The sequence below is a fragment of the Herbaspirillum sp. genome, assembly GCF_017744395.1.
In the GTDB taxonomy this organism is placed as follows: domain Bacteria; phylum Pseudomonadota; class Gammaproteobacteria; order Burkholderiales; family Burkholderiaceae_D; genus Herbaspirillum.
The window spans coordinates 176,701-199,944 of sequence record NZ_JAGIBI010000007.1 but is presented as its reverse complement, the minus strand read 5'-3'; the positions used below and the strand labels follow the sequence as shown (position 1 = coordinate 199,944).

25 protein-coding genes are annotated in these 23,244 nt (G+C 64.0%); 5 read left to right on the top strand and 20 right to left on the bottom strand.

Annotated features, from left to right (window positions below):
- Positions 1 to 52: 52 nt before the first annotated feature.
- The 9 genes from J7548_RS17940 to J7548_RS17900 form a co-directional block, all read right to left on the bottom strand.
- A complete protein-coding gene (locus J7548_RS17940) occupies positions 53 to 652 on the bottom strand; it encodes an alpha/beta hydrolase (protein ID WP_290977214.1) in 600 nt (199 codons plus the stop codon).
- A 48-nt stretch (positions 653 to 700) separates the two neighbouring features.
- Positions 701 to 1,519, bottom strand: coding sequence for an EAL domain-containing protein (locus J7548_RS17935; protein WP_290977211.1), 819 nt, complete (start codon positions 1,517 to 1,519; stop codon positions 701 to 703).
- Positions 1,520 to 1,578: 59 nt separating this feature from the next.
- Entirely contained in the window at positions 1,579 to 1,794 is a 216-nt protein-coding gene (locus tag J7548_RS17930; protein WP_006464491.1) for a TOBE domain-containing protein, read from the bottom strand.
- A 77-nt stretch (positions 1,795 to 1,871) separates the two neighbouring features.
- Positions 1,872 to 2,717, bottom strand: coding sequence for an ATP-binding cassette domain-containing protein (locus J7548_RS17925; protein ID WP_290977194.1), 846 nt, complete (start codon positions 2,715 to 2,717; stop codon positions 1,872 to 1,874).
- Between the two features lie 17 nt (positions 2,718 to 2,734).
- Positions 2,735 to 3,577: an aliphatic sulfonate ABC transporter permease SsuC gene (gene ssuC, locus J7548_RS17920; RefSeq protein WP_290977191.1), complete on the bottom strand. Its 843-nt coding sequence runs from the start codon at positions 3,575 to 3,577 to the stop codon at positions 2,735 to 2,737.
- A 7-nt stretch (positions 3,578 to 3,584) separates the two neighbouring features.
- Positions 3,585 to 4,751 (bottom strand): FMNH2-dependent alkanesulfonate monooxygenase, encoded by a 1,167-nt coding sequence (gene ssuD / locus J7548_RS17915; RefSeq protein ID WP_290977189.1) that lies wholly within the window; start codon positions 4,749 to 4,751, stop codon positions 3,585 to 3,587.
- 44 nt (positions 4,752 to 4,795) lie between these two features.
- The gene (locus tag J7548_RS17910; protein ID WP_290977187.1) at positions 4,796 to 5,773 is read right to left on the bottom strand and encodes a sulfonate ABC transporter substrate-binding protein; all 978 of its coding nucleotides are present in this window, start codon (positions 5,771 to 5,773) and stop codon (positions 4,796 to 4,798) included.
- 103 nt (positions 5,774 to 5,876) lie between these two features.
- Positions 5,877 to 6,467: an NADPH-dependent FMN reductase gene (gene ssuE / locus J7548_RS17905; protein ID WP_290977185.1), complete on the bottom strand. Its 591-nt coding sequence runs from the start codon at positions 6,465 to 6,467 to the stop codon at positions 5,877 to 5,879.
- A 78-nt stretch (positions 6,468 to 6,545) separates the two neighbouring features.
- Positions 6,546 to 7,562 (bottom strand): sulfate ABC transporter substrate-binding protein, encoded by a 1,017-nt coding sequence (locus J7548_RS17900; RefSeq protein ID WP_290977182.1) that lies wholly within the window; start codon positions 7,560 to 7,562, stop codon positions 6,546 to 6,548.
- Positions 7,563 to 7,968: 406 nt separating this feature from the next.
- On the opposite strand from J7548_RS17900, the gene J7548_RS17895 reads away from it, so the two are divergent.
- Complete coding sequence (locus J7548_RS17895) at positions 7,969 to 8,754, top strand: IclR family transcriptional regulator (RefSeq protein WP_290977179.1); 786 nt, start codon at positions 7,969 to 7,971, stop codon at positions 8,752 to 8,754.
- Positions 8,755 to 8,842: 88 nt separating this feature from the next.
- On the opposite strand, the gene pbpG is transcribed toward J7548_RS17895, so the two are convergent.
- Both pbpG and J7548_RS17885 read right to left on the bottom strand, forming a co-directional pair.
- Positions 8,843 to 9,943 carry a D-alanyl-D-alanine endopeptidase gene (gene pbpG / locus J7548_RS17890; RefSeq protein WP_290977176.1) on the bottom strand — a complete coding sequence of 367 codons (1,101 nt, stop codon included), beginning with the start codon at positions 9,941 to 9,943 and terminating at the stop codon, positions 8,843 to 8,845.
- 463 nt (positions 9,944 to 10,406) lie between these two features.
- The gene (locus J7548_RS17885) at positions 10,407 to 11,168 is read right to left on the bottom strand and encodes a class I SAM-dependent methyltransferase (protein ID WP_290977173.1); all 762 of its coding nucleotides are present in this window, start codon (positions 11,166 to 11,168) and stop codon (positions 10,407 to 10,409) included.
- A gap of 123 nt (positions 11,169 to 11,291) precedes the next feature.
- Here J7548_RS17885 and J7548_RS17880 point away from each other — a divergent pair, with 123 nt between their 5' ends.
- Positions 11,292 to 12,107: a helix-turn-helix transcriptional regulator gene (locus tag J7548_RS17880; protein WP_290977170.1), complete on the top strand. Its 816-nt coding sequence runs from the start codon at positions 11,292 to 11,294 to the stop codon at positions 12,105 to 12,107.
- A gap of 1 nt (position 12,108) precedes the next feature.
- Here J7548_RS17880 and J7548_RS17875 read toward each other — a convergent pair whose 3' ends face one another.
- Together J7548_RS17875 and J7548_RS17870 are read right to left on the bottom strand one after the other, a co-directional pair.
- The gene (locus tag J7548_RS17875) at positions 12,109 to 13,008 is read right to left on the bottom strand and encodes a DMT family transporter (protein WP_290977168.1); all 900 of its coding nucleotides are present in this window, start codon (positions 13,006 to 13,008) and stop codon (positions 12,109 to 12,111) included.
- 45 nt (positions 13,009 to 13,053) lie between these two features.
- Positions 13,054 to 13,902 (bottom strand): histone deacetylase, encoded by an 849-nt coding sequence (locus J7548_RS17870; protein WP_290977376.1) that lies wholly within the window; start codon positions 13,900 to 13,902, stop codon positions 13,054 to 13,056.
- Between the two features lie 476 nt (positions 13,903 to 14,378).
- Here J7548_RS17870 and phaP point away from each other — a divergent pair, with 476 nt between their 5' ends.
- A complete protein-coding gene (gene phaP / locus J7548_RS17865; RefSeq protein WP_290977166.1) occupies positions 14,379 to 14,942 on the top strand; it encodes a TIGR01841 family phasin in 564 nt (187 codons plus the stop codon).
- A 331-nt stretch (positions 14,943 to 15,273) separates the two neighbouring features.
- Here phaP and J7548_RS17860 read toward each other — a convergent pair whose 3' ends face one another.
- From J7548_RS17860 to J7548_RS17840, 5 genes are all read right to left on the bottom strand, one after another.
- Positions 15,274 to 16,080, bottom strand: coding sequence for a molybdopterin-binding protein (locus J7548_RS17860; RefSeq protein ID WP_290977164.1), 807 nt, complete (start codon positions 16,078 to 16,080; stop codon positions 15,274 to 15,276).
- Between the two features lie 64 nt (positions 16,081 to 16,144).
- Entirely contained in the window at positions 16,145 to 17,014 is an 870-nt protein-coding gene (locus J7548_RS17855) for an EI24 domain-containing protein (RefSeq protein ID WP_290977163.1), read from the bottom strand.
- Complete coding sequence (locus tag J7548_RS17850; RefSeq protein ID WP_290977162.1) at positions 17,014 to 18,000, bottom strand: sterol desaturase family protein; 987 nt, start codon at positions 17,998 to 18,000, stop codon at positions 17,014 to 17,016. Before J7548_RS17850 ends, J7548_RS17855 begins: the two co-directional genes overlap by 1 nt.
- Positions 18,001 to 18,084: 84 nt before the next feature.
- Complete coding sequence (locus J7548_RS17845; RefSeq protein WP_290977160.1) at positions 18,085 to 18,933, bottom strand: polysaccharide deacetylase family protein; 849 nt, start codon at positions 18,931 to 18,933, stop codon at positions 18,085 to 18,087.
- Entirely contained in the window at positions 18,926 to 19,909 is a 984-nt protein-coding gene (locus tag J7548_RS17840) for a cytochrome D1 domain-containing protein (protein ID WP_290977158.1), read from the bottom strand. The genes J7548_RS17845 and J7548_RS17840 overlap by 8 nt, the downstream gene beginning before the upstream one ends.
- A 238-nt stretch (positions 19,910 to 20,147) precedes the next feature.
- On the opposite strand from J7548_RS17840, the gene J7548_RS17835 reads away from it, so the two are divergent.
- Together J7548_RS17835 and J7548_RS17830 are read left to right on the top strand one after the other, a co-directional pair.
- Entirely contained in the window at positions 20,148 to 20,504 is a 357-nt protein-coding gene (locus tag J7548_RS17835; protein WP_290977156.1) for an FKBP-type peptidyl-prolyl cis-trans isomerase, read from the top strand.
- Between the two features lie 20 nt (positions 20,505 to 20,524).
- Positions 20,525 to 20,782: an acyl-CoA-binding protein gene (locus tag J7548_RS17830; protein ID WP_290977153.1), complete on the top strand. Its 258-nt coding sequence runs from the start codon at positions 20,525 to 20,527 to the stop codon at positions 20,780 to 20,782.
- A 91-nt stretch (positions 20,783 to 20,873) separates the two neighbouring features.
- Here J7548_RS17830 and J7548_RS17825 read toward each other — a convergent pair whose 3' ends face one another.
- On the bottom strand, positions 20,874 to 21,854 hold the full coding sequence (locus J7548_RS17825; RefSeq protein WP_290977150.1) for a D-glycerate dehydrogenase: 981 nt from the start codon (positions 21,852 to 21,854) through the stop codon (positions 20,874 to 20,876).
- Between the two features lie 39 nt (positions 21,855 to 21,893).
- Complete coding sequence (locus tag J7548_RS17820; protein WP_290977148.1) at positions 21,894 to 23,240, bottom strand: sodium:proton antiporter; 1,347 nt, start codon at positions 23,238 to 23,240, stop codon at positions 21,894 to 21,896.
- Positions 23,241 to 23,244 lie beyond the last annotated feature (4 nt).

Genomic DNA, 23,244 nt, shown 5'->3' with positions numbered 1-23,244 from the left:
GACAACACTTTCCGCTCAAGAAGCCCGATCGCACTAATTCTGTCATCCGATATCACCAATCTGACGGCTGCGCCTGCGCCAGCAAGTCCAGCAGCAGTTCCTGTCCTGCCAACCAGTCGTCCAGGCCGGATTCGGCATTGATATGCCCCAACGCCCCGGCATTGTAAAAAGACGCGCCCCAGGTCTTGGCCCATTGGCGGGCGCGCGGTGCGCTCATCCAAGGATCGTTTTCGCTGCCGACCACCAGCGCGGGAAACGACAGGCGATGGCTGACCTCATCGCTGACCTCGAACTTGCCTGGATCGGCCGGCGCCACCAACAGGGCTGCCGCGATGGGAGAAGCCGTGCCCGATCGGGCCTGCAAGGCGGCCGCGCGGTGCACCGTGGTCAGGCAGCCGAAGCTGTGCGCCACGATCACCACCGGCCGCGCAGATTGCGCCAACACCTCATCCAGGCGCTGCGACCAGCGCGGCAGCTCGGGCCGGCTCCAGTCGGTCTGTTCGACCCGTTCGAAAGCCGGGTAAAGCCGCTGCCAGCGCGATTGCCAATGCTCCGGTCCGCTGCCGTGCAAGCCAGGCACGACCAGCACGCGATAGTCCGCCAGATGCACCGGGGCGGGAGCGGTGGCGCGGCGGGACAACGATGTGCTCATGGGATCCTCGCGCAAAAGGGCATCACATAGAAAATACAGCAGCCGGCGTCAGGCCGCCTGCGCCCCCGGCAGCGACAAGCGCGCGCCCGGGGTATCCCACAGGTAGCCTTGCGCATGGATGGACTGGGCCAGCGCGCTGCCGTACTGCTCCAGCGTATCGAACACCTCGCGGTTTTCGACGCGCTTGAAGAAGATGCGCACGCCCTGCTCCGCCGCGCGCAGCAGCAGCAGGCCGACGCTGTCGGGGTCGGGCAGTTCGCGGGCATCGACCTTGATCAGGTCGGGCCGCACCTTGTCCAGCAGGCCCAGCGCCTCCAGCGGGCTGTTGGCGGAAACGCCGAGGCGGAAACCGTTGCGCCGGTAGTTGTCCAGCACATAGTTGAGCAGCCAGCGCTGGTTGGGCGTGACCACCGGCAATTGCAGCACGATGCGTTCGTGCGGCAGCTCCAGCGCCGACAGGATGCGGCGGTAGGCCACGCCGTGGTTGCTGTTGACCGCGGCCAGCAGGCGCGCATGCACCGACAGGTGCAGCTCGGGCGCATCGCGGCCGGCCTGGCGGTAGTAATTGATCGCGTGCAGCATGCGGCACAGCCGGTCCAGCTCCACCGACTCGTCGTCGCTGGCGGCCTGGTCGAGCAGTTTCCACAGGTGCAAGCCGTCGTCGATCCCGGAGTAGCTGCGCGCGAAAGCCTCGTAGGCCACCACGCCGCCGTCGCCGAAGGCGCGCACCGGCTGGAATGCCGAGGTCAGCGAAGTGTTGAAATAGCGCCCGACGGCACGTCCCTGCTCATCCAGCCAGACCTTCGAGGTGGTGTGCGCGGCTTGGTTGAGGCGCTCCAGATAAGCATCCAGTGCCTGAAATGTCATTCCGGCGGCTCCATGAAAAATACGGCGGCTGCCAGCCGCCGTGGAACGATGGCAGCTTGTTACAGCTTGGCGATGGAGACTTCGGTCGCCTTCACCAGCGCGACGACTTCGCTGCCGATGGTCAGGCCGAGATCCTTTACCGAACGGGTGGTGATGACCGAGGTGACGATGCCGGCCGGCGTTTCGACGTCGACTTCGGATACCACCGAACCTTCGATGATGGCTTTGACTTTGCCCTTGAACTGGTTGCGGACGTTGATGGCTTGAATGGTCATGCTGTGCTCCTTGGTGGATGATGCGGCGCCGGCACCTGCCTCGCCGCGATGGTTGAAATTCGGTTCGTGATTGATTGCTACACTGCCCACTGCACCTGCTGCACGCCGCGCGGCGCGAACAGTTCCAGATCTTGGTCGTTAGCCGGCTGCTCGCTGCCGGGATGGCGCAGCACGCGCGCCAGGATCGCCTCTTCCAGCAGCGCGAACTGCGCCTGGCCGCGGGAACGCGGGCGCGCCAGTTCGATGCGCTGGTCCAGCGCCACATGGCCGTCTTCGATCAGCAGCACGCGGTCGGCCAAGGCGATCGCCTCCTGCACGTCGTGCGTGACCAGCAAGGCGGTGAAGCCGCGCTCCTGCCACAGCGATTCGATCAGTTGCTGCATCTCGATGCGGGTCAGGGCATCGAGCGCGCCCAGCGGTTCGTCCAGCAACAGCAGTTGCGGATCGTGCACCAGCGCGCGCGCCAGCGCCACGCGCTGCCGCTGCCCGCCCGAGAGCACCGCCGGCCATTCGCCGGCGCGTGAATCCAGGCCGACATGGCGCAGCGCCTGCAAGGCTTGCGGCGCGGCCTGCTTGGGCAAACCCAAAGCCACGTTGGCCAGCACCCGCTTCCACGGCAACAGGCGCGCATCCTGGAACATGATGCGGATCTCCGGCGCGTCGTTGTCTTGCCCGTAGATCACCTCGCCCTGGCTGGCATCGTCCAGTTGTGCTACCAAACGCAGCAGCGTGCTCTTGCCGCAACCGCTGCGGCCGACGATGGCGACGAACTCGCCCGGTTCGATGTTCAAATTGATGTCGTGCAGGACTTCGCGTCCGCCGAACGACTTCGACAAGGCCTGCAGGCGGATGCCGATGCCGCGGCTGCCGGCGCCGGATGCAGCGCGGCTGAGTTCATGGTTTTCCTGTGCATGGATACGCATCGGAGTTTCCTCTAGATTCATTGATAACCCGGATGCCAGCGCAGCCAGAACCGTTCCAGCGCACGCGCCGCGCTGTCGGCCAGTTTGCCCAGCAAGGCGTAGAGCAGGATGCCGACCAGCACCACATCGGTCTGCAGGAATTCGCGGGCGTTCATGGTCATGTAGCCGATGCCGGCCTGGGCGGAGATGGTCTCGGCCACGATCAGCAGCACCCACACCAGCCCCAGCGCGAAGCGCAGCCCGACCAGGATGGACGGCAAGGCGCCCGGCAGGATCACGTCGCGGTACAGCGCCCAGCCCGACAGGCCGTAGCTGCGCGCCATCTCGATCAGGCCGCGGTCGACCGAGCGGATGCCGTGGTAGGTATTCAGGTAGACCGGGAAGAACACGCCCACCGACACCAGGAACAACTTGGCCGTCTCATCGATGCCGAACCACAGGATCACCAGCGGGATCAGCGCCAGCGCCGGGATGTTGCGCACCATCTGCAGCGTGGTGTCGAGCAGCAGCTCGGCCCAACGCAGGCTGCCCGACAGCAGGCCCAACACCAGGCCTAGGCCGGCGCCGACGGCGAAACCGGAGGCTGCGCGGGCGCTGGAAACGGCCAAGTGACGCCACAGCTCGCCCGACGCCGACAGGTTCCAGATCGCCTTCAACACCGCAAACGGCTCGGGCAGGATGCGGCTGGAGAGCCAGCCGGCCTGGGCCGCGATTTCCCACCAGACCACCAGTGCCAATGGCAGGATCCAGCCGATCCAGCTGCCGCCCTGCGCGGTCTTGCCCTTGGCGGCGGTTTTGGTTTTGGCTGCCGCCAGCACGCCGGCGGCGTCGACGGGAAGATCGGAAGTTGCAGTCGTCATGGCCGCCTCAGCTTGCCGACACGCGCACCGGCGCGGCCTTGGGCACTTCGGTATTGCCGACGATTTCGCCGAAAGGACCGGTCAGGTTGTGGACCTGCGGCGCGGAGCGCTGCGTACGCGGCAGCAGCGGGAACACCAGTTCGGCGAAGCGGTACGACTCTTCCAGGTGCGGATAGCCGGACAGGATGAAGGTGTCGATGCCGAGCTCGGCGTATTCCTTGATGCGCGCGGCCACGGTCTCGCCGTCGCCCACCAGCGCCGTGCCGGCGCCACCGCGCACCAGGCCGACGCCGGCCCACAGGTTGGGGCTGACTTCCAGCTTGTCGCGGCGGCCGCCGTGCAAGGCCGCCATGCGGCGCTGCCCTTCGGAGTCCATGCGGGCGAAGTTGGCCTGCGCCTTGGCGATGGTCTCATCGTCGAGGCGGCTGATCAGTTCATCGGCGGCGCGCCAGGCGGCTTCATTGGTCTCGCGCACGATCACGTGCAGGCGGATGCCGAAGCGCAGCGTGCGGCCGGCCTTGGCGGCGCGCTCGCGCACGCGGGCGATCTTCTCGGCCACGGCCGCGGGTGGCTCGCCCCAGGTCAGGTAGACATCGACCTGCTCAGCGGCGAGGTCGATCGCCTCGTCGGAAGAACCGCCGAAGTACAGCGGCGGATAAGGCTGCTGCACCGGCGGGTAAAGCGCCTTGGCGCCCTTGACCTTGAGGTGCTTGCCGTCGAAATCGGTCTCGCCGCCGGTATGGGTCTTGGCCAGCACGTCGCGCCAGATCTTCAGGAATTCGTCGGAGATTTCATAGCGTTCGGCATGGCTGCCGAACACGCCATCGCTCTCCTGCTCGACCGGGTCGCCGCCGGTGACCACATTGATCAGCAGGCGGCCGTTGGACAGGCGGTCGAAGGTGGCGGCCATGCGCGCCGACAGCGTCGGCGCGGTCAGGCCGGGGCGTACCGCGATCAGGAACTTGAGGCGGGTGGTCGCATCGATCAGGCTGGCGGCGGCCACCCAGGCATCCTCGCAGGAGCGCCCGGTCGGCAGCAGCACGCCGTCGTAACCGAGCGTGTCGGCCGCCACCGCGACCTGCTTCATGTAATCGTGGGTAACCGGGCGCGCGCCTTCGGCAGTGCCGAGGTAGCGGCTGTCGCCGTGGGTAGGAATAAACCAGAAAACGTTCATGCGTGACTCCTGCGGGGAAAACTGTTTCGCCCCGCCTTGTTCATTTATTTCAGGACGGCGTCGCTGACCTTGAGTTGCTTGGGGATCAGCTTGAGTTCGAAGAAGGCGTCGGCGATCTTCTGCTGCTCGGCCAGCACGGCGGCGTCGACCGGCTTGTAGATATGGGCGTAGCGCTTCAGGCCGGTTTCGATGATGTCGGCATCCAGCCCCTGGATCGGCGCCAGCTGGGCCGCGGCCTGCGCGGTATTGGCGCGCACCCACTGGCCCTCGCGGGTGATCTCTTCCAGCAGGACTTTTTCGATCTGCGGGTTCTTCGTCGCGAAGGGACGTGCGCTCAGGAAGAACTGGTGGTGATTGACTACACCCACGCCGCTGGCCAGGCGCCGTGCGCCGACCTGCTTCTCGGCCGCGGCCTGGAACGGATCCCAGATGGCCCAGGCATCGATCGCGCCTTTCTCGAAGGCGGCGCGGGCATCGGCCGGGGCCAGGTAAACCGGCTGGATATCGTGATAGGCCAAGCCGGCTTTCTTCAGCAACGCCACCACCAACCAGTGCACGTCGGAACCTTTGTTGAAGGCGACCTTCTTGCCCTTCAGTTCAGCCACGCTCTTGAGCGGCGAATTCTTCGGCACCAGCAGGCCTTCGGCGTCGGGGGTGGGAATTTCATAGGCGGTATAGACGAAATCGGCGCCCGCGGCTTGCGCGAAGACCGGCGGCGCTTCGCCGACATAGCCGAAGTCGACCGAGCCGACATTGAGCGCTTCCAGCAGTTGCGGACCGGCGGCGAACTCGGCCCATTTCACTTCCACGCCCAGCGGCTGCAGACGCTTTTCCAATGTGCCGTGCGCCTTGAGCAGCACCAGCGTGTTGGCTGCCTTTTGATAACCGATGCGCAGCACCTTGGCGTCCTGCGCCTGGGCCGTGCCCGCGCTGCCTACGCTCAGCGCCAGCGCGCCCAGGGTAATGGCCGACAGGCGCGCCAGGGTGGCGCGGCGCTGCTTGAATTTGTTCTTGGCTTTCAAAGGTGCTCTCCAGTTCTTGGGCGTGCAAGCGGCCTTCCGCTGCACCAGCCGGTGATGTAATCGGGTCAAGAGAATGCTGCGGCGGCGCTGCGCCGCCCAAGGTTCAAACGCTACATCGCACTTGCGAGAACGGAATCTCGCGGAATTCCTGCGGCGCCGCCTTGTGCAGCGCCAGCAGGCTGGAAGAAAGCTGCTCCACGCCCTCGTCCACGCGCGCGGCGATGGGCGCGTCCAGCGCCAGGCCGTTTTCCTCGCTCCAGGTGACCTGGGCTTCGGTGGCGTAGATGCTGGGCAGCACGTGTTTCGGATTGAGCGAAGACAGTACCGGGCGCAACGCGTAATCCAATGCCAGCATGTGCGACTGGCTGCCGCCGGTGGCCAGGGGCAGCACCAGCTTGTTGGTCAGGCCGAACTGCGGCAGCAGGTCGAGGAAGGCTTTCAGGATGCCGCTGTAGGCGGCCTTGTAGACCGGGGTGGCGATCACCACGGCAGCGGCTTCTTCCACGCTGGCCAGCGCGGCCTTGATCTGCGCATCGTTCCAGTCGGCGCGCAGGATGGCCTGCCCCGGCAAGTCGCGCACTTCCAGCCGCGCATAACGATGGCCGCGTTGCGCCAGCTTTTCGCCAACGTGGTTCAAGAGGCGGGTGGATCGTGACGGCGCCGAGGGGCTGCCGGCCAGTAACAGGATGGTCATGTCGTTCTGCTGTTCTTGCTTCGTTGCGCTTCGTTGCGTTAAGCGCAGGCCGGCTTCCGGCCTGCACTGCTGGTCAAATCACTTCTTGCTCGGCACGTACAGCTGGTCGAAGGTGCCGCCATCGGCGAAGTGCGCCTTCTGGGCCTTCTGCCAGCCGCCGAAATCCTTGTCGATGGTGACCAGGTTCAACTTGGGGAACTGCGACGCGTACTTGGCGGCGGTCTTCGGATCGACCGGGCGGTAATAGTTCTTGGCGATGATTTCCTGGCCTTCGTCCGAATACAGGTGCGCCAGGTATTCCTCGGCCACCTTGCGCGTGCCGCGGCGGTCGGCCACCTTGTCCACCAGCGCCACCGGCGGTTCGGCCAGGATCGAGATGGAAGGCACGACGATGTCGAACTTGTCCGGGCCCCATTCCTTGAGCGAGATCAGCGCCTCGTTTTCCCAGGCCAGCAGGACGTCGCCGATGCCGCGCTCGACGAAGGTGATGGTGGCGCCGCGGGCGCCGGAATCGAGCACCGGCACGTTCTTGAACAGCTTGGAGATATAGTCGCGCGCGGCGGTCTCATTGCCGCCCTTCTTCTGGCCGTAGGCCCAGGCCGCCAGGTAGTTCCAGCGGGCGCCGCCGGAGGTCTTGGGGTTGGGCGTGATGACGGAGACGCCCGGCTTGATCAGGTCGTCCCAATCCTTGATCTGCTTGGGATTGCCCTTGCGCACCAGGAACACGATGGTGGAGGTATAGGGCGAGCTGTTGTGCGGCAGGCGCTTTTGCCAGTCGGCCGGCAGCAGCTTGGCCTTTTCCGAGATCTCGTCGATGTCGTAGGCCAGCGCCAGGGTCACTACGTCGGCATCGATGCCGTCGATCACCGAACGGCCCTGCTTGCCGGAACCGCCGTGGGAAGCCTTGATGGTGACGTTGTCGCCGCTCTTGGCCTTCCAGTATTTGGCGAAGGCCTTGTTGTAGTCGGCGTAGAGTTCGCGCGTCGGGTCGTAGGAGACGTTGAGCAGCGAGACGTCGGCCGCCTGGGCCACGTGGGCGACTTGCGCCAGCACCAGTGCGGCGGCGATGGTTTTGATGATGTTCTTGAGTTTCATATCCGTTCCGTTCCCGATCAGTGTTGTCTACATGCGTTTTTGTTTGGAGAGCACAGGTTAATGAGCACCCTTCCAAAAAAGAACGAATACTTTCTTCTCTGGTTATGCGAAAAACAGATATGCAAGATCAGGCGCGGGGAATAAGGAACGACGGCCTTATATCAAAACCGATAGAAAATGCTGGTAGCGACGATGCCGCAAGGCACACATGCACAGTACCCGGCCACGAGGAAGCCATGCCAGCCAGGGGGATTGAGCGAACGCTGGTGCTTAAGCAGGTTTCCTGCAAGGAATGCCTTCGGCCGGATGACAGGTATGGAAACCATTCACATAAAAGCACGATCGGACTTTTTGTTGTTTTCACAATGTGGTATAACTATCCCATTGCAACGCACCAGACTGCATCATGAAAAAAGAAGCGGCAGGCGAAACGGAAAACATCTCAATCCAGGTCATCGAGCGCATGGTGTCGCTGCTCGACGCGCTGGCGGCCTATCCCGACCCGGTAAGCCTCAAGGAGCTGTCCGCGGCTACCGACCTGCATCCGTCGACGGCCCACCGCATCCTCAACGACCTGGTGGTCAAGCGTTTCGTCGACCGCGTGGAGCCTGGCACCTATCGCCTGGGCATGCGCCTGCTGGAACTGGGCAACATCGTTAAGAGCCGCCTGTCGGTGCGCGAAGCCGCGCTCGATTTCATGCGCGCCCTGCACCGCAAGACGCACCAGACCATCAACCTGTCGGTGCGCCAGAGCGACGAGATCGTCTATATCGACCGCTCCTTCTCCGAGCGTTCCGGCATGCAGGTGGTGCGCGCCATCGGCGGCCGCGCGCCGCTGCACCTGACTTCGACCGGCAAGCTGTTCCTGTCGGTGGACGATCCCAAGGCGGTGCGCGCCTACGCGACCCGCACCGGGCTGGCCGGCCACAACAAGAACTCCATCACCGACCTCTCCAAGCTGGAACGCGAACTGTCCATGGTGCGCGCGCTCGGCTACGCGCGCGACAACGAGGAACTGGAACTGGGCGTGCGCTGCATGGCCGCGGGCATCTGCGACGACTCCGGCAAGCTGGTGGCTGGCTTGTCGATTTCGGCCCCGGCCGACCGCCTGCAGGACGCCTGGGTGGAAGACCTGATCAGCACCGCCAACCAGATTTCCTCCGCGCTGGGGTTCGACCGCGGCCGGAACTGAACGCTTCCCGATCCCTTCCGGATGCGACGGACGTAAAAAAAGCGAACCATCGGTTCGCTTTTTTCTTGGCCGCCAGGCGACGTCGTCGTCAGCCCTGGTCGGCGCGCACCATCTTCACGCGGGTCAGGTTCTTCGGCGAGTCTTCCACCAGCCACTTGCGCATGCGGGCGGCATCGCCTACGTGCGACAGGCGGCCCTTGGAATCCAGGAACACCATCACGATGGGACGGCCTTCGATGCGGGTCAGCATCACCAGGCAATGGCCCGCTTCGTTGATGAAGCCGGTCTTTTGCAGGCCGATGTCCCAGTCCTTGCTGGAGGTCAGGCGGTTGGAGCTGTTGTACTGCAGCGCGTGGCCGCTCGGTTCGACCATGTATTTCGGGTCGGTCGAATACTGGCGGATGATCGGATACTGGTAAGCCGCCACCACCAGCTTGGCCAGATCGCGCGCGCTGGCGACGTTCTGGCTGGACAAGCCGGTCGAGTCGACGTAGCGGGTATCCATCATGCCCAGCGAGCGGGCCTTGGCGTTCATCGCCGCCACGAAGGCCGGCAGGCCGCCCGGATAGTTGCGGCCCAGGGCGGAAGCGGCGCGGTTTTCGGAACTCATCAGCGCGATGTGCAGCATGTCGTCGCGGCTCAGTTGCGCGCCTACGCGCAAGCGCGAGCTGCTGTGCTTTTCGCGGTCGACATCGTCTTCGGTGACGGTGAGGATCTCTTCCATGTTCATGTGCGCTTCAGCCACGACCAGTGCGGTCATCAGCTTGGTGACCGATGCGATCGGCAGCGCCACGTTGGAATTCTTTTCAAACAGGACTTGCGAGCTGGCCTGGTCGATCACCAGCGCCACGTTGGAACGCAGCGCCAACGGGTCCTGCGTCAGGTTCAGGCCGGCCATGTCGCCCGCGGTCATCACCGGCGGCACCGCGGCGACCGATGGCGCGGCCGAGACGCGCTGGTAGCTCACGTGGCGGCGGCCCTTGACCATGGTGACCTTGCGCACCAGTTTCTCGCGGTTGTTCAGCGAACCCTTGGCGACGGTTACCGGACGTTTGGCGACCGCTTTTTTGGCAGCAGCCTTCTTGACGGCGGTTTTTTTGGTGGCAGCGGTTGTCTGGGCATTGGCGGGCGCCAAACCAGCGTGTATGAATAATAGCGTTGTAAAAATGGCCAGCGCTGATTTGAACATAGGTGGCTCTCCCCCCAAATTAACCCGGATAATACATAAGAGAAACGTTGGCAGTGTAGCAAAAAGCAGAAATTCCGCAAGAGAATTAAGTAGTTAGCGCAATTAATTAAACGACTTTCTACTTATCGCCAGGCCCCGATCCCCACGGTAGCCCATATTTTTCTTATGTTGATGGCGATTCTTTGAATCCGCTGGGCGCAGATCTGCCAACGTCGGCGCAAAAACTGAGACATGATACCAGTGTAAAACCCTGCCCGGCACTGTTATCGCTATCGCAAAACTCATCAGTATCGGTATTGCGCAGGCTATCCAGGCCGATTCCACACACCCCGTCCGGGACCATCGGCCCGGATGGCGGGAATAACGGCGGAAGAGGCCCTGCCGTTGACGGTGCAATCGAGGAAAACGGGGGGATCCGGAAAAGCCCATCCTTTGCCACGGCAAGGATGGGCTTCGCCAACCATCAGGGCTTGCGCGCATCCAGCATGGCGACATCGATCGAGAACGAATACGTTCCATCCAGCGCGAAGTAGCCTTTCACCTCTTGCGGCGCGCTGTCCCACAGCGCCTTGATGGCGGCGACATTGGCGGCCGGGGTACGCATGCGCGCCACCCAGCTGTCGAATTCCAGGCGCAGCTTCCAGGTCTTGTCCGAGGCGATCGAAAAGCCCGCCTGCCCGAGCAGCTTGCGCCACGAATTGAGGCTGATGTTGCGCACGTGCGAAGTGTCGCGCAGCAGTTCGATGGCCTGCACATAGGTATCGGCCAGCACGTCGGCCGGCGCCGCCGTGTCGATGGCGATGAAGCGCCCGCCCGGCTTGAGCACGCGCAGCACCTCGCGCAATGCCTGCGGCACGTTGCGCCAGTGATGCACGCTGAAGCGGGTGCATACCAGGTCGAAGCTGGCATCGGGGAAATCGAGCTTGTCGGCGCTGCCCTGGCGCACGGCGAGATTGTCCAGGCCGCGCTCTTTGGCGGCCGATGCGACCACGTCCAGCATCTGTACCGACAAGTCGTAGGCGATTACTTTCTGCACCACCGGCGCCACCGCGAAACTGGCGTGGCCGCCGCCGCAGCCCAGGTCCAGCACGCGCGCGTCAGGAATGGACGAGGCGATCCGCGCCAGTTCCTGCAAGTCCGCGCCCTGCGCATGGACCGCGCTGGTGAGATAGGAAGCGGCGGTGGATCCGAATTGTTCTGTCACGACTTGCTGATGGCTGCGCATGGGCTTGGCTCCTGTTGCTGTGGTGGGATGAGGCAGCCCAGTCTAGACTTTTTTTATCCTGTTACAAGTTGGTCATTTATACTATTATCCAATGCAATAGCCTCCTCTCGATCACGGACCCGCATGGATAACGACCAGGCCAGACGCCGCGCCCTCGGCGAATTCATCAAGACCCAGCGCGAACAGACGCCGCCCGCGCAGGCCGGCCTGCCGCAGCTTTCGCTGGGACGCCGCCGCACGCCCGGCCTGCGGCGCGAAGAAGTGGCGCAGTTGTGCGGCATCAGCGTGACCTGGTACACCTGGATCGAGCAGGGCCGCACCGACTCGGTGTCGCCGCAGGCGCTGGCGCGCATCGCCGAAGCATTGCACCTGCCGCGCGCCAAGCGCGCCTACCTGTTCGAACTGGCGGGAAAAAAGGATCCGGTATTGCCGGAGCACGGCGGCGAATCGGCGATCGCGCCCGAGATATTGGAAACGGTGCGCCATTTCCGCGCCCCCGCCTACCTGATGGACCGCTACTGGAACGCGCTCGCCTGGAATCCGGCGGCGCGCAAGCTGTTCGCCGGCTGGCTCGATACCCGCGCGGGCAACCGCAACCTGCTGCACTTCATGTTCTGCACGGAAGAAGCGCGCCAACTAACCGGCGACTGGGAACAGCGCGCCCGCCGCGTGGTGGCCGAATTCCGGGCCGATTGCGCGCCCTGGTTGGACGACCCGCAAGTGGTATCGATGGTGGAGGAACTGTCGGCGCGCAACGCGCTGTTCAAGCGCGCCTGGCGCCTGCAGGATGTGGTGGAACGCGAAGGCGGGGAACGCCGTTTCCACCATCCGCAGATGGGCGACCTGAGCTACCGCCAGGTCAACTTCCGCGTGGCCAACCGGCCGGACCTGAAGCTGGTGACGCTGATGCCGGACAGCGCCGGCATCGAAGCAGCCTAGCCTATTTGCGCACCACGAAGGCCACGCCGATGACGCCGACCAGCATGCCCAGCGCGCCGATCAGGCTGAAGGCTTCGCCGAACATCAGCCAGGCCATCACGGCCGTGGTCGGCGGCGTCAGGTACAGCAGGCTGGTGACGCTGGTGGCGGCGCTGCGGCGGATCAGCGCGAACAGCAGGAAGATGGCGCCGATCGACAAGGCCAGCACCGACCACAGCAAGGCGCCGATGAATTGCGGCGTCCACGATACCTGGCTGAGATGCCAATCCAATCCCTCAAAGGCCACCGCGAACGGCAGCACCACCACCGCCGACGCCAGGAACTGGATCACGGTGCCGGTACGCAGGTCGAAATGGGCGCAATAGCGCTTCTGGTACAAGGTGCCCGCCGTGATGCAAAACAGCGCGAACACGCACAGCGCGATGCTGGCCGTTGAAAGCCCGATCAGCGAAATCTTGTTGGCCACCACCAGCCCGACGCCGCACAGCCCCAGCAGCAGTCCCAGCCATTGCCGCTTGCGCACCGACTCGCCCAGCAGCGGCGCGGCGAACGCGGTGAGGATGGGCTGCAGCCCGACGATCAGCGCCGACAATCCGGCCGGCATGCCGATCTTGATCGCGCACCACACACCCGCCAGGTAACCGGCCTGCAGCAGCACGCCGGCCACCGCCACATGGCGGATGCGGCCGTGCGGCCAGGGCGCGCCAAACAGCAGCACCAGCGGCAGCAGCACCAGCAGCACGCCGACAAAGCGCAGCAACAGGAAGGTCAGCGGCGGCGCGTACGGCAAGCCGAACTTGGCGACGATGAAGCCGGTGCTCCAGATCAACACGAACACCAGGGGAACCAGGCTCAGCAGAGCCTGCTTTTGCCGGCTGCTGCCGGCGGCGGAGTGCATCATTTCTTTTTCCAGGATCGGCCGCGCGCATGCGCGGCTTCGGTCATCTCATCCGTCGTTCCAGCCTCGGGCGTGGAGGTTGGCGAGCTTTATTGTTTGCAGGTGGACGGCCACGGTCTGTTCTATCTCCCTGCCGTAGCCGCCCGCCATCGTAACCGCAACCGGGATTTTGTGCTGGCGGGCAAAGGAAAACACCGCCTGGTCGCGCGCCGCCAGCCCTTGCATGCTCAATTTCATCTTGCCCAGCCGGTCGCCCTCGTGGGGATCGGCGCCGGCCAGGTAGATCAGCAACTGCGGCGCGAACTCCGACTGCAGCCTGTCCAGCGCCGGCGCCAGCGCGGCCAGGTAATCCGCATCGCCCGCGCCGTCCGGCAAGGCCACATCGAGGTCGCTGCGTTCCTTCTCGAAAGGATAGTTGTTTTCCCCGTGCAGGGAGAGCGTGAAGATCGAATCGTCGCGCGCCAGGATCGAGGCCGTGCCGTTGCCCTGGTGCACATCGAGGTCGACGATGGCCACCCGCGAGGCGCGCTGTTCGGCCTGCATCAGCCGCGCGGCGACAGCCGAGTCGTTGAACACGCAAAACCCGGCGCCGCGGTTGGCATAGGCATGGTGGGTGCCGCCGGCCAGGTTGACCGCGATGCCTTCAGCGAAGGCGGCGCGGCAAGCGGCGATGGTGGCGCCGGACGAACGGCGCGAGCGTTCGACCATCTCCGGCGTCCAGGGAAAACCGATCTCGCGCTGCTCGGCGGGACTGAGTTCGCCGCGGCTCACGCGCATGACGTATTCGGGATGGTGAGCCAGCGCCAGCTCGCCGTCGGAAGCCGGCATGGCCTCATGAAACTCCAGCTCCGGCAGCGACCGCTCCGCGCCTTCGCGGATCATGCGGTACTTGATCATCGGAAACCGGTGGCCGGGCGGCAACGGCAATACGAAATGGTCGCTGTAGTAGGCTTTCAAACCGGATTTCCAGGAAACAGTTCAGGGGATCGGGCGCATGGAAGCAGCGTCCCGCCCGCGCCAATGACGCGATGCAGGATGTTAGCACTTGCGGATGAGCAAATGCTTGCCAGACAAGCAAAACCAAACCCGGCCGTCCAGGTTCCCGGCCCGCACCACCTTATCTATCTGGCAGTCTTCTCACTGGTAAAACCACTGAAGAAACGCGAATTGCCATATTCAGAAAATTATATTTCCCATGAGATGAAAATCATTGACTTTATGTTTTTTTAAACTAGAATCATTTTGTGCAACGCATCATATTTCAATAAGAATTACATCGGAGATCATTTCCAGCCAGTTCAGATCGGTCCGTAAGCAATCCCTGTAGTCACAATCCTTTTCATCAACCCCCTCAAGCCAAAGGATGTACCAACATGACCACCTACACCGAACAATTTTCCGCCGCAGCCAAAGCCAACGCCGAAGCGCAGATCGCCCTGTTGAGCCAGCTGGCCAGCAAGACCTTTGAAGGCGTCGAGAAATTGGTGGATCTGAACCTGAAAGCCGCAAAATCCTCGCTCGAAGAAAGCCAGGCCACCGCGCAAAAGCTGTTCGCGGCCAAGGATGTGCAAGAGTTCTTCTCGCTGTCCTCCGCCCAGGCGCAGCCGACCGTCGAAAAATCGGTCGCCTACGGCCGCCACCTGAGCAGCATCTTCTCCAGCACCCAGGCCGAACTGGCCAAGGCTGCCGAAGCCCAGATCGCCGAAGCCAACCGCAAGGTCTTCTCGCTGATCGACGAAGCCGCCAAGAATGCGCCGGCAGGTTCCGAGCAAGCCATTTCCCTGCTGAAGTCGACCATCGGCAACCTCAATGCCGGCTATGAGCAGTTCACCAAGAGCGCCAAGCAGGCTGCGGAAGTGATCGAAGCCAACGTCACCAATGCCGTCGACCAGCTGTCGCAGGCCACCACCAAGGCGACCAAGAGCGCCAAGAAATAAATTGCTTGCAAGACGGCACCGACGGGCACGCGCAACAGCGTTCCGCCGGTGCTTCAAAAACGCGAGCCAGACAAGAGATTTTTGTCTATGATGAGTTTCAGGCAGTTGATGATTCTCGCGGTTGCCTGCGGGAAAAACTGCATGCCGTAGCCAGGGGATGGCGAAGCGGCAAACCAGGTGATTCCGTATTAGTGAATGGCCCTTGCGGCGAACAGCCGCCGGGCCGGCGCGAACAGATTGTCTCCTCGGTATCCGATTCCTCCTACGATACCGTTAAATGCCTCGGCGACGCTGGGGCATTTTTTTATGGGCAACCGGGATTCTTGGTCGCTTAGTTGTTCACCTGGAATTCCGCCTTCAACTGGCGCAAGCCTTCCTGCATCTTCTCGAATGCGGGTTCGACCTGCTGCGGGTCGCCCTTGACGCCTAGGTCGATGTGGCGGCGGGTCTTCTCATCGCCCACGTGCGGCAGGCTGAATACCTTCACCAGCGGGAATTGCGCCTCGATCAGCTCCATCAGGGGCGTGAGCGTCGATTCGGCCGCCTCGAACACCAGCATCGACTTTTCGGCCCAGGCGCGCCTGTGGAACAAGTCGGCGTAATGGCTCTCCAGCACCCACTCGAACATCGGCCAGGCCATCACCGGGAAACCGGGTGCAAAATAATGCGCGCCTTCACCGCTGGTGTTGCGCACCGAGAAACCTGGGATCTTGTTGTACGGATTGGGGATGATGGCAGCGCCCTGCGGGAACTCGCCCATCTTCAGGCGGTGCAGGTTCTCCGGCGCGTTGTAGTCGGGTTCGACGCCGGCTTCGCGCGCGACGTCGGCGATGCGTTCCTGGATCTTCTCCCTGGCCTGCGGATGCAAGGCCAATGGCACACCCAGCGCCGCCGCCGCGCATTGGCGCGTATGGTCGTCCGGCGTGGCGCCGATGCCGCCGGTGCAAAACACGATGTCGCTGCCGGCCAGGGTGCGCTTCAAGGTGGCGGTGATGCGCTCGGGCTCGTCGCCCACGTATTCCGCCCAGCCCAGCTGCATGCCGCGCTCGGACAACAGCTCGAGCACCTTGGGGAAATGCTTGTCGATGCGGCGGCCGGAAAGGATTTCGTCGCCGATGATGATGAGTCCGAATGCCATGCGTCTGCCCTGCCGGTAAGGTTGATCAAACTCCGGGAATTATGCCCGATTCCGCATGCGCCGTTCAGCGCGGCCCGGCGTCGATGATGTCCGCCGCCGGCTGGATAGGATCGCCGCCCGGCTCCGGGCCATCCGGCGGCTGGCCGCTGCGGTAGCGCAGCAATGCCTCCAGGCTGTAATACTGGAACCACAGGCCGGTGAACACGAACACCAGCACATACAGCCAGATCGCGCCGGCCGCCAGTATCGGGAAAAAGATCACCGACAACGCCCCGCCCAGCCATAGCAGCGTGGGCGCCGCGCCCATGGCGCCCGCGATGGTGCCGATCGCCAGCAGCGGCCAGCGATGCAGGCGCAGCACCGCGCGGCGCTCGTCGGCGCTGGCGAAGTCGGCCAGGGTATCGTAGGCCATCACGCGATAGGTCAGCCAGCCCCACAGCAGCGGATGGACGACGAAGGTCAGCGGCGGGATCAGCGACACCGGCAGCGTCACCAGCCAGCCCACCACGAACACCGCGAAGCACCACAGCGACGTCCACAGGCTGCCCCACCAGTTGCCGCCGCGGCGCCGCTCCAGCAGCGGGTAATGGCGCGTGCCGATATGGCTGGCGATGGCGGGAATGGTGAACAGGCCGACGAATACCAGGGCCGTCAAAATCATCAGCGGCAACAGCGCCCACATCGCCAGCATGGGCACGATCACGGTCTTCAGGGCGCCCATGCCGAACCAGTTCAGGACGGTGCCGGCAGCGCCGAACATGCTGTTGGTGACGAAGTAGTCCTGCAGCCAGTCGATCATCGGCTGCAGCCCCAGCCACAGCCCGACCGTCCAGATGGCGAGCGAAAACACGAACGGCAGCACCGTCAGCAGCAGCATGCGGATATGCAGCTGCGACAGCAGCGCGCGCCCGAAGGAGGACAGCAGGAGCCGCATCAGCGCGCCTTCCTGCGCGAGAATTCGACCAGGCGCTTCAGGCCCAGCCATTGCTGCATCCAGAAGCCGCGTCCGTAGTCGCGCCCCTTGCCGGCCGGCGGCGGCAGCTGGTCGCGCACGCCGGTCTGGGCGAAGCCCTGGCCGAAATGCGCGGTGCGAAACAGCATGTCCCAGACCGGGAACAGCACCGCGAAGTTGTGCCCGCCCAGGGTATTGCGGCCATGGCTTTCATGGCCGATGCCGATGGCGTGGTGCAGTCGGTGGAAGCGCGGCGACACCAGCAGGCGGTCGCCGATGCGGCCGAAATGGATGCGCACGTTGGCATGCTGCAGGCTTTGCAGCATGCGCGACAGCGACACCAGCAGGATGTATTGCGACGGCTCGACCCCGATCAGCAACGCCACCAGGCCGAGGAAGACGTCGTGCACCAGGTCGTCCAGCACGTGGTTGCGGTCGTCGCTCCACAGGTTCATGTTCTGCTGGCTGTGGTGCAGGCTGTGCAGCGCCCACATCCAGCGCACATTGTGCTGGGCCCAGTGGTAGGCGTATTCGCACAGGTCCAGCACCACCAGGTACAGCAGGAAGCTGGCCAGCGCGCGGTCGGTCACGCCCGGCCAGATCTGGTCGAGGTTGAAGGTGCCCCAGCCTTCCAGGTGCAGCAGCTCGGCCGCGTACGACAGCGCCGGGTCGAGCAGCAGGAAGGCGAGGATGGGGATCACGCCCAGGCGCTGCAGCACGGTGTAGATGAAATCGTTCCAGCGCGCGTAAGGGTCGGTGATCCTGTGCACCGGGATCACCGACTCCAGCGGACGCAGGATCAGGAACAGGATCACCAGCTCGCAGATGCCGACCAGCACCCACTCGGTGCCGGTGAAGGCTTCTTCGACGAATTCCCCCATGCCGATGAAAAACACCAGCGGCTGCACGATGGTTTCGAACAGCCAGCCCTGGACTGCGGCAAAGAGGTCGGAAATGGTCTGGATCATGAATCAGTCTTATGCGTATGTTCCATGGAGCGCCATGGCGCCTGCCGCTGCCCGCTCCACAGGCTCAACAGTACCCCGCTTCGATCAGGGACGCGCTTGCGCGTTCCCCGTCCCCGCGAACAAATGCCGGTAGGCCGGATGCTCGCGCAGCGTGGCGAAGCAGAACCCCTTCTGCTCCAGCCCTGTAATCAGCGGCTCCAGCACGGCCGGCGCCCAGGCATCCCGGCGCGACCAGATGCCCATGTGGGCCAGGAAGATATCGCCATCCTTCAGGCTGCCCAAGGCCTTTTTCAGCAGCATCTCGTTGGGAAACTTGTCGCTGGGCAGCTCGTCCCCCGAGAAACCTGCCGGCGCCCACGCCACGTGCGCATAGCCGCAGGCCTGCCCGGCCTTGAGCAGGTTGGGCGTGAGCTTGCCGCCCGGCGCCCGCCACAATGGATCGAGCTTGCGGCCGGTCAATTCTTCGAAGCGCTTGTCCACGCGCCGCATTTCCCCGCAATACTGGGCCGGCGTCCACTGCAGCTTCTGGCCGGCCTGGGCGCCGAATTGCGGTTTCACCTCGATTTTGCCGTCCGGCAAGTCGCGCAGCGCGTAGACATGGTCGAAGGTATGCGTGCCGAAGGCATGGCCCTGCGCCGCCAGGCGCTTCCACAGCGGCTGCCAGCCTGGATCCAGGGAATAGTCGCCGTGGACGGTTTTCTCGTTGGCCAGGAAAAAGCTGGCCTTGATATGGTGGCGCTGCAAGGTTTGCTCGATCAGCTCGGCCTGCGACTGGCTGCCGGTGTCGAAGGTCAGGTAAATGGTGCCTTTGCAGGCGGCCGGAGCCGGCACAGGCGCCTGCGCAAAGGCCTGGCCGGCCGCCAGGAGGGCGCACAGGACCAGGCCTTGGAATGGCTGTGCAGGCAATGCCTGCTGCAAGCGCTTGTCAGACATCGGGAGCGCGGTTATACAGGTAGATGCCATGCGGCGAGCGACCGACCGGGATCACCTTGGTCACCGAACGGCTGGCCAGGTCGATCACCGCCACCTTCTTGATCCAGCGCAGCGTGACCCACATGGTCTTGCCGTCGTCGGTCACTTCCATACAGTCCGGGCCGCCCGGCACCTTGATGGTGCCGACGTTTTCCAGCGTGTGCATGTCGACCACGTTGATGGTGTTGGAGACGCGGTTGGAGACATAGACAAAGCGCTTGTCGCCCTGGGCGCGGAAATTGTGGGCGCCGGCGCCGGTCTTGATCTGCTTGACCAGCTTCTGGGTGCGCCAGTCGATCACCTGCACGTAGTCGCTGCCCATGATGCCCACCAGCAGGTACTTGTTGTCGGGCGTCATCATGATGCCGGCCGGCAGCTTGCCGACCGGGAGCGTCCACTTCACCTGCTGGCTGGCCAGGTCGATGGCGCTGACCTGGTCGCTGCCCTGCTGGGTGATGAAGGCGGTGGTGCTGTCGCTGTCGAAGGCGATATGGCTGGGCGTCTTGGCCAGCGGGATACGCTTGGACAGCTTGAGGTCGGCGCCGTCATAGCTGTAGACGTCGACGCGGTCCAGGCGCAGGCCGGTGGCGACGAACCATTTCTGGTTGGGCGAGAAACCGATCTGGTAGGGGTCGACGATATTGCGCAGGCGGCGCTGGACTTCACCGGTCTTGGGATCGAGGAACAGCAACTGGTTGCCGGTGGCGCTGGCGACGATCAGGGACTTGTTGTCCGGCGTGGCCATCAGGTGGTGCGGCTCCTTGCCGACCGAGAAAGTGGAAATTTCCTTGTGGCTGGACTGGTCCAGCAACGATACCGAGGCATCGCCGGAATTGAGCACCACCACCACATTCGCCTGGGCGGAAGCCGCCAGGACGGCTGAAACGCATGCTGCGCGGAAAAAAGCGGTAACAAGTTGACTGGATCGACGCAACATGACTGACTTTACACAAAAAAGACTGATTTTATCGTGCGCAAGGCACATCCAGCCACCTTAACGCGCACCCATGCGATCCGGCTGACAGCGGGCTGACGCATTCTGCAAAAATTCCGGCATTTTGGTTTACACTGCCTGCCGTTCCGGTCTCTGCCCGCCACCGGGGCCGCCAGGCGCCGAAAAAGCTGCCAACCCAGGCTGAGGCAACCGCAATCCCCACCCTCCTGAAAGGAACAAGATGTCTGCAATCACCACAGCTTCCGGGCTGCAATATGAAGAAATCAACGTCGGCTCGGGCGCTGAAGCCAAGGCCGGCAGCCACGTCACCGTGCACTACACCGGCTGGCTGCAAAACGCCGACGGCAGCGCCGGCAGCAAATTCGACTCCAGCAAGGATCGCAACGACCCGTTCGAATTCCCGCTGGGCGCCGGCCATGTGATCAAGGGCTGGGACGAAGGCGTGCAAGGCATGAAGGTCGGCGGCGTGCGCAAGCTGATCATCCCGGCCGGCCTGGGCTACGGCGCGCGCGGCGCGGGCGGCGTGATTCCCCCCAACGCCACGCTGATCTTCGAAGTCGAACTGCTGGCCGTCTGAGCGGCCCGGAGAAGACCACGATGAGCACCCTGCAAGAGCAATTCGAAGCCGCCGTCGAGCAGTCCAAGAGCCTGCCCGAACGTCCCGACAACATGACGCTGCTGAAGATGTACGGCCTGTACAAGCAAGGCAGCAGCGGCGACGTCAGCGGCGAACGTCCCGGCATGACCGACTTCGTGGCGCGCGCCAAGTACGACGCCTGGGCCGCGAACAAGGGCATCGCGCAAGCCGATGCGCAACAGCAGTACATCGACCTGTTCAACGACTTGAAGGGTTGATCGCCTCCCGCCCTTTGGGCGGAAAGCGGCAAAGCAAACAAAACGGGCGCGCCTGCCATGCAAGCGCGCCCGTTTTTCATGCCGGCCCGGTTTAGGCTTTGGCTACACCGGGATTGAGCAGATTGGGGGGCGTCTGTCCCGACAAGGCCGCGATCAGGTTGTCCGCCGCGCAGTTGGCCATGGCCAGGCGGGTCGGCGTCGAAGCGCTGGCGATGTGGGGCGTGAGCACCACATTCGTCAGCGACAGGAACTCCGGCTTGAAGGCCGGCTCGTTCTCGAACACGTCGACCCCGGCGGCGGCGATGCGCCCGGCGCGCAGCGCTTCGATCAGCGCGGCATCGTCGACGATGCCGCCGCGGGCGATGTTGGTCAGCGTCGCGGTCGGCTTCATCAGCGCCAGTTCGGCCGCGCCGATGGTGTGGTGGGTCTCCTTCGAATACGGCAGCACCAGCACCACGTGGTCGGCACGTCGCAACAACTCTTCCTTGCCCACGTATTGCGCATTGTTGGCGCGCGCTTCCTGTTCCGGCTGCAGGCGCGAGCGGTTGTGGTACAGCACCTGCATGTCGAAGCCCAGCGAGCGGCGCGCGATGGCCTGGCCGATGCGGCCCATGCCGATGATACCCAGCGTGGAACCGTGCACGTCGGGGCCGACGAAGCTGTCGTAGCTCCACTTCTTCCACTTGCCGGCGCGCAGGAAATGCTCCGACTCGGTGATGCGGCGCGCGGTGGCCATCATCAGTGCCCAGCCGAAGTCGGCGGTGGTTTCGTTGAGCACGTCGGGCGTGTTGGTCGCCATCACGCCGGCCGCGGTGGCGGCGGCGATGTCGATGTTGTTGTAGCCGACCGCCATGTTGCACACCGCCTTCAGTTGCGGATTGGCGGCGAACAGCGAGGCCGTGATCGGCTCGCTGGGCGTGGCGAACAAGCCATCCTTGCCCCTGGCCTTGGCCAGCAGTTCCTCGGCCGAATAGATGCGGTCTTCCTGGTTCGACTCGACATCGAAATGCTGCTCCAGGCGCGCCAGCACCTCGGGAAAGATGGCGCGGGATACGAATATCTTTGGTTTCATGGCTGTCTCTTTATGATTCGCTCAGGGGTGGATTTTGCACTAGAAAAAAAGGAAGGTCATGGCGACGAACAGCGGCACCAGGATGCCGCAGGACCATGCCATGTAGCCGAAGAAGGACGGCATGCGGATGCCGCGCTCCTCGGCGATGGCCTTGACCATCATGTTGGGCGCATTGCCGATGTAACTATTGGCGCCCATGAAGACGGCCCCGGCGGAAATCGCCGCCAAGGTCGAAGCCAGCGGCCCCATCAGTTCACGCGCGTCACCCGAGGCGGTGTTGAAGAACACCAGGTAGGTCGGCGCATTGTCGAGGAACGAGGACAGCAAGCCCGTCATCCAGAAATACATGGCGTCGTCCGGCCGGCCGTCCGGCCCGGTCACGGCGCGCACCACCGCCGCGAAGGCGCCCTGCTCGCCGGCGCGCAGCATGGCGATGACCGGGACGATGGTCAGGAAGATGGCGGCGAACAGCTTGGCCACCTCCTGCATCGGCCCCCAGGTGAATTCATTGCCGGCGCGCGCTGTAGCCGGTGTCAGCGCCAGCGACAGCAGGATGACCGCGACCAGCGCGCCATCGCGCATCAAGTTCTGCCATTCCAGCGGCGTGCCCAACACTTCGAAGGCCACGCCCGGCTTCCAGATCCCGCTCATGAGCACCAGCGCCACGACCGCCGCCAGCAGCGCGAAGTTTGACTTGCCTTCGAAACTGAGCCGGGAATCCGGCGTCGGGTCGGCGCCGGCCGGCCTGCGCTCTTCCCGGTTCAGGTAATAGTGGCGGTCGATCAGGTAAAAGACCGCCAGCAGCGCCGCGCACAGGAACAGCATCGGCGCCAGGAGATGGCGCGCGGTCCAGAAGAAGTCGACGCCCATCAGAAAGCCCAGGAACAGCGGCGGATCGCCCAGCGGCGTCAGCGAACCGCCGGCATTGGCCACCAGGAAGATGAAGAACACCACCACATGCGCCACATGCTTGCGGTCATCGTTGGCGCGAATCAGCGGGCGGATCAGCAGCATCGCGGCGCCGGTGGTCCCCATCACGCTGGCCAGCGCCGTTCCCAGCGCCAGCAGCCCGGTATTGAGCGCGGGCGTGCCGCGCAGGTTGCCGCGCACGCAGATGCCGCCGGCCACGGTAAACAAGGCCGTCAGCAGGATGATGAAGGGAAGGTATTCGGCCAGCAAGGCATGCACCATCACCGCCAATGCCGCCTGCGCGCCTTGCGCGGCGGCGAACGGCAGCAGGAAAGCCAGACCCCAGCCCGCCGCGATCTTGCCGAAATGGTGGTGCCACAACGCCGGCGCCAGCAACGGCAACACGGCGATCGACAGCAGCATGCCGGCGAACGGCACGGCCCAGACGACAGAAAGCGTTACTGTCTGGGCAGCCAAGACA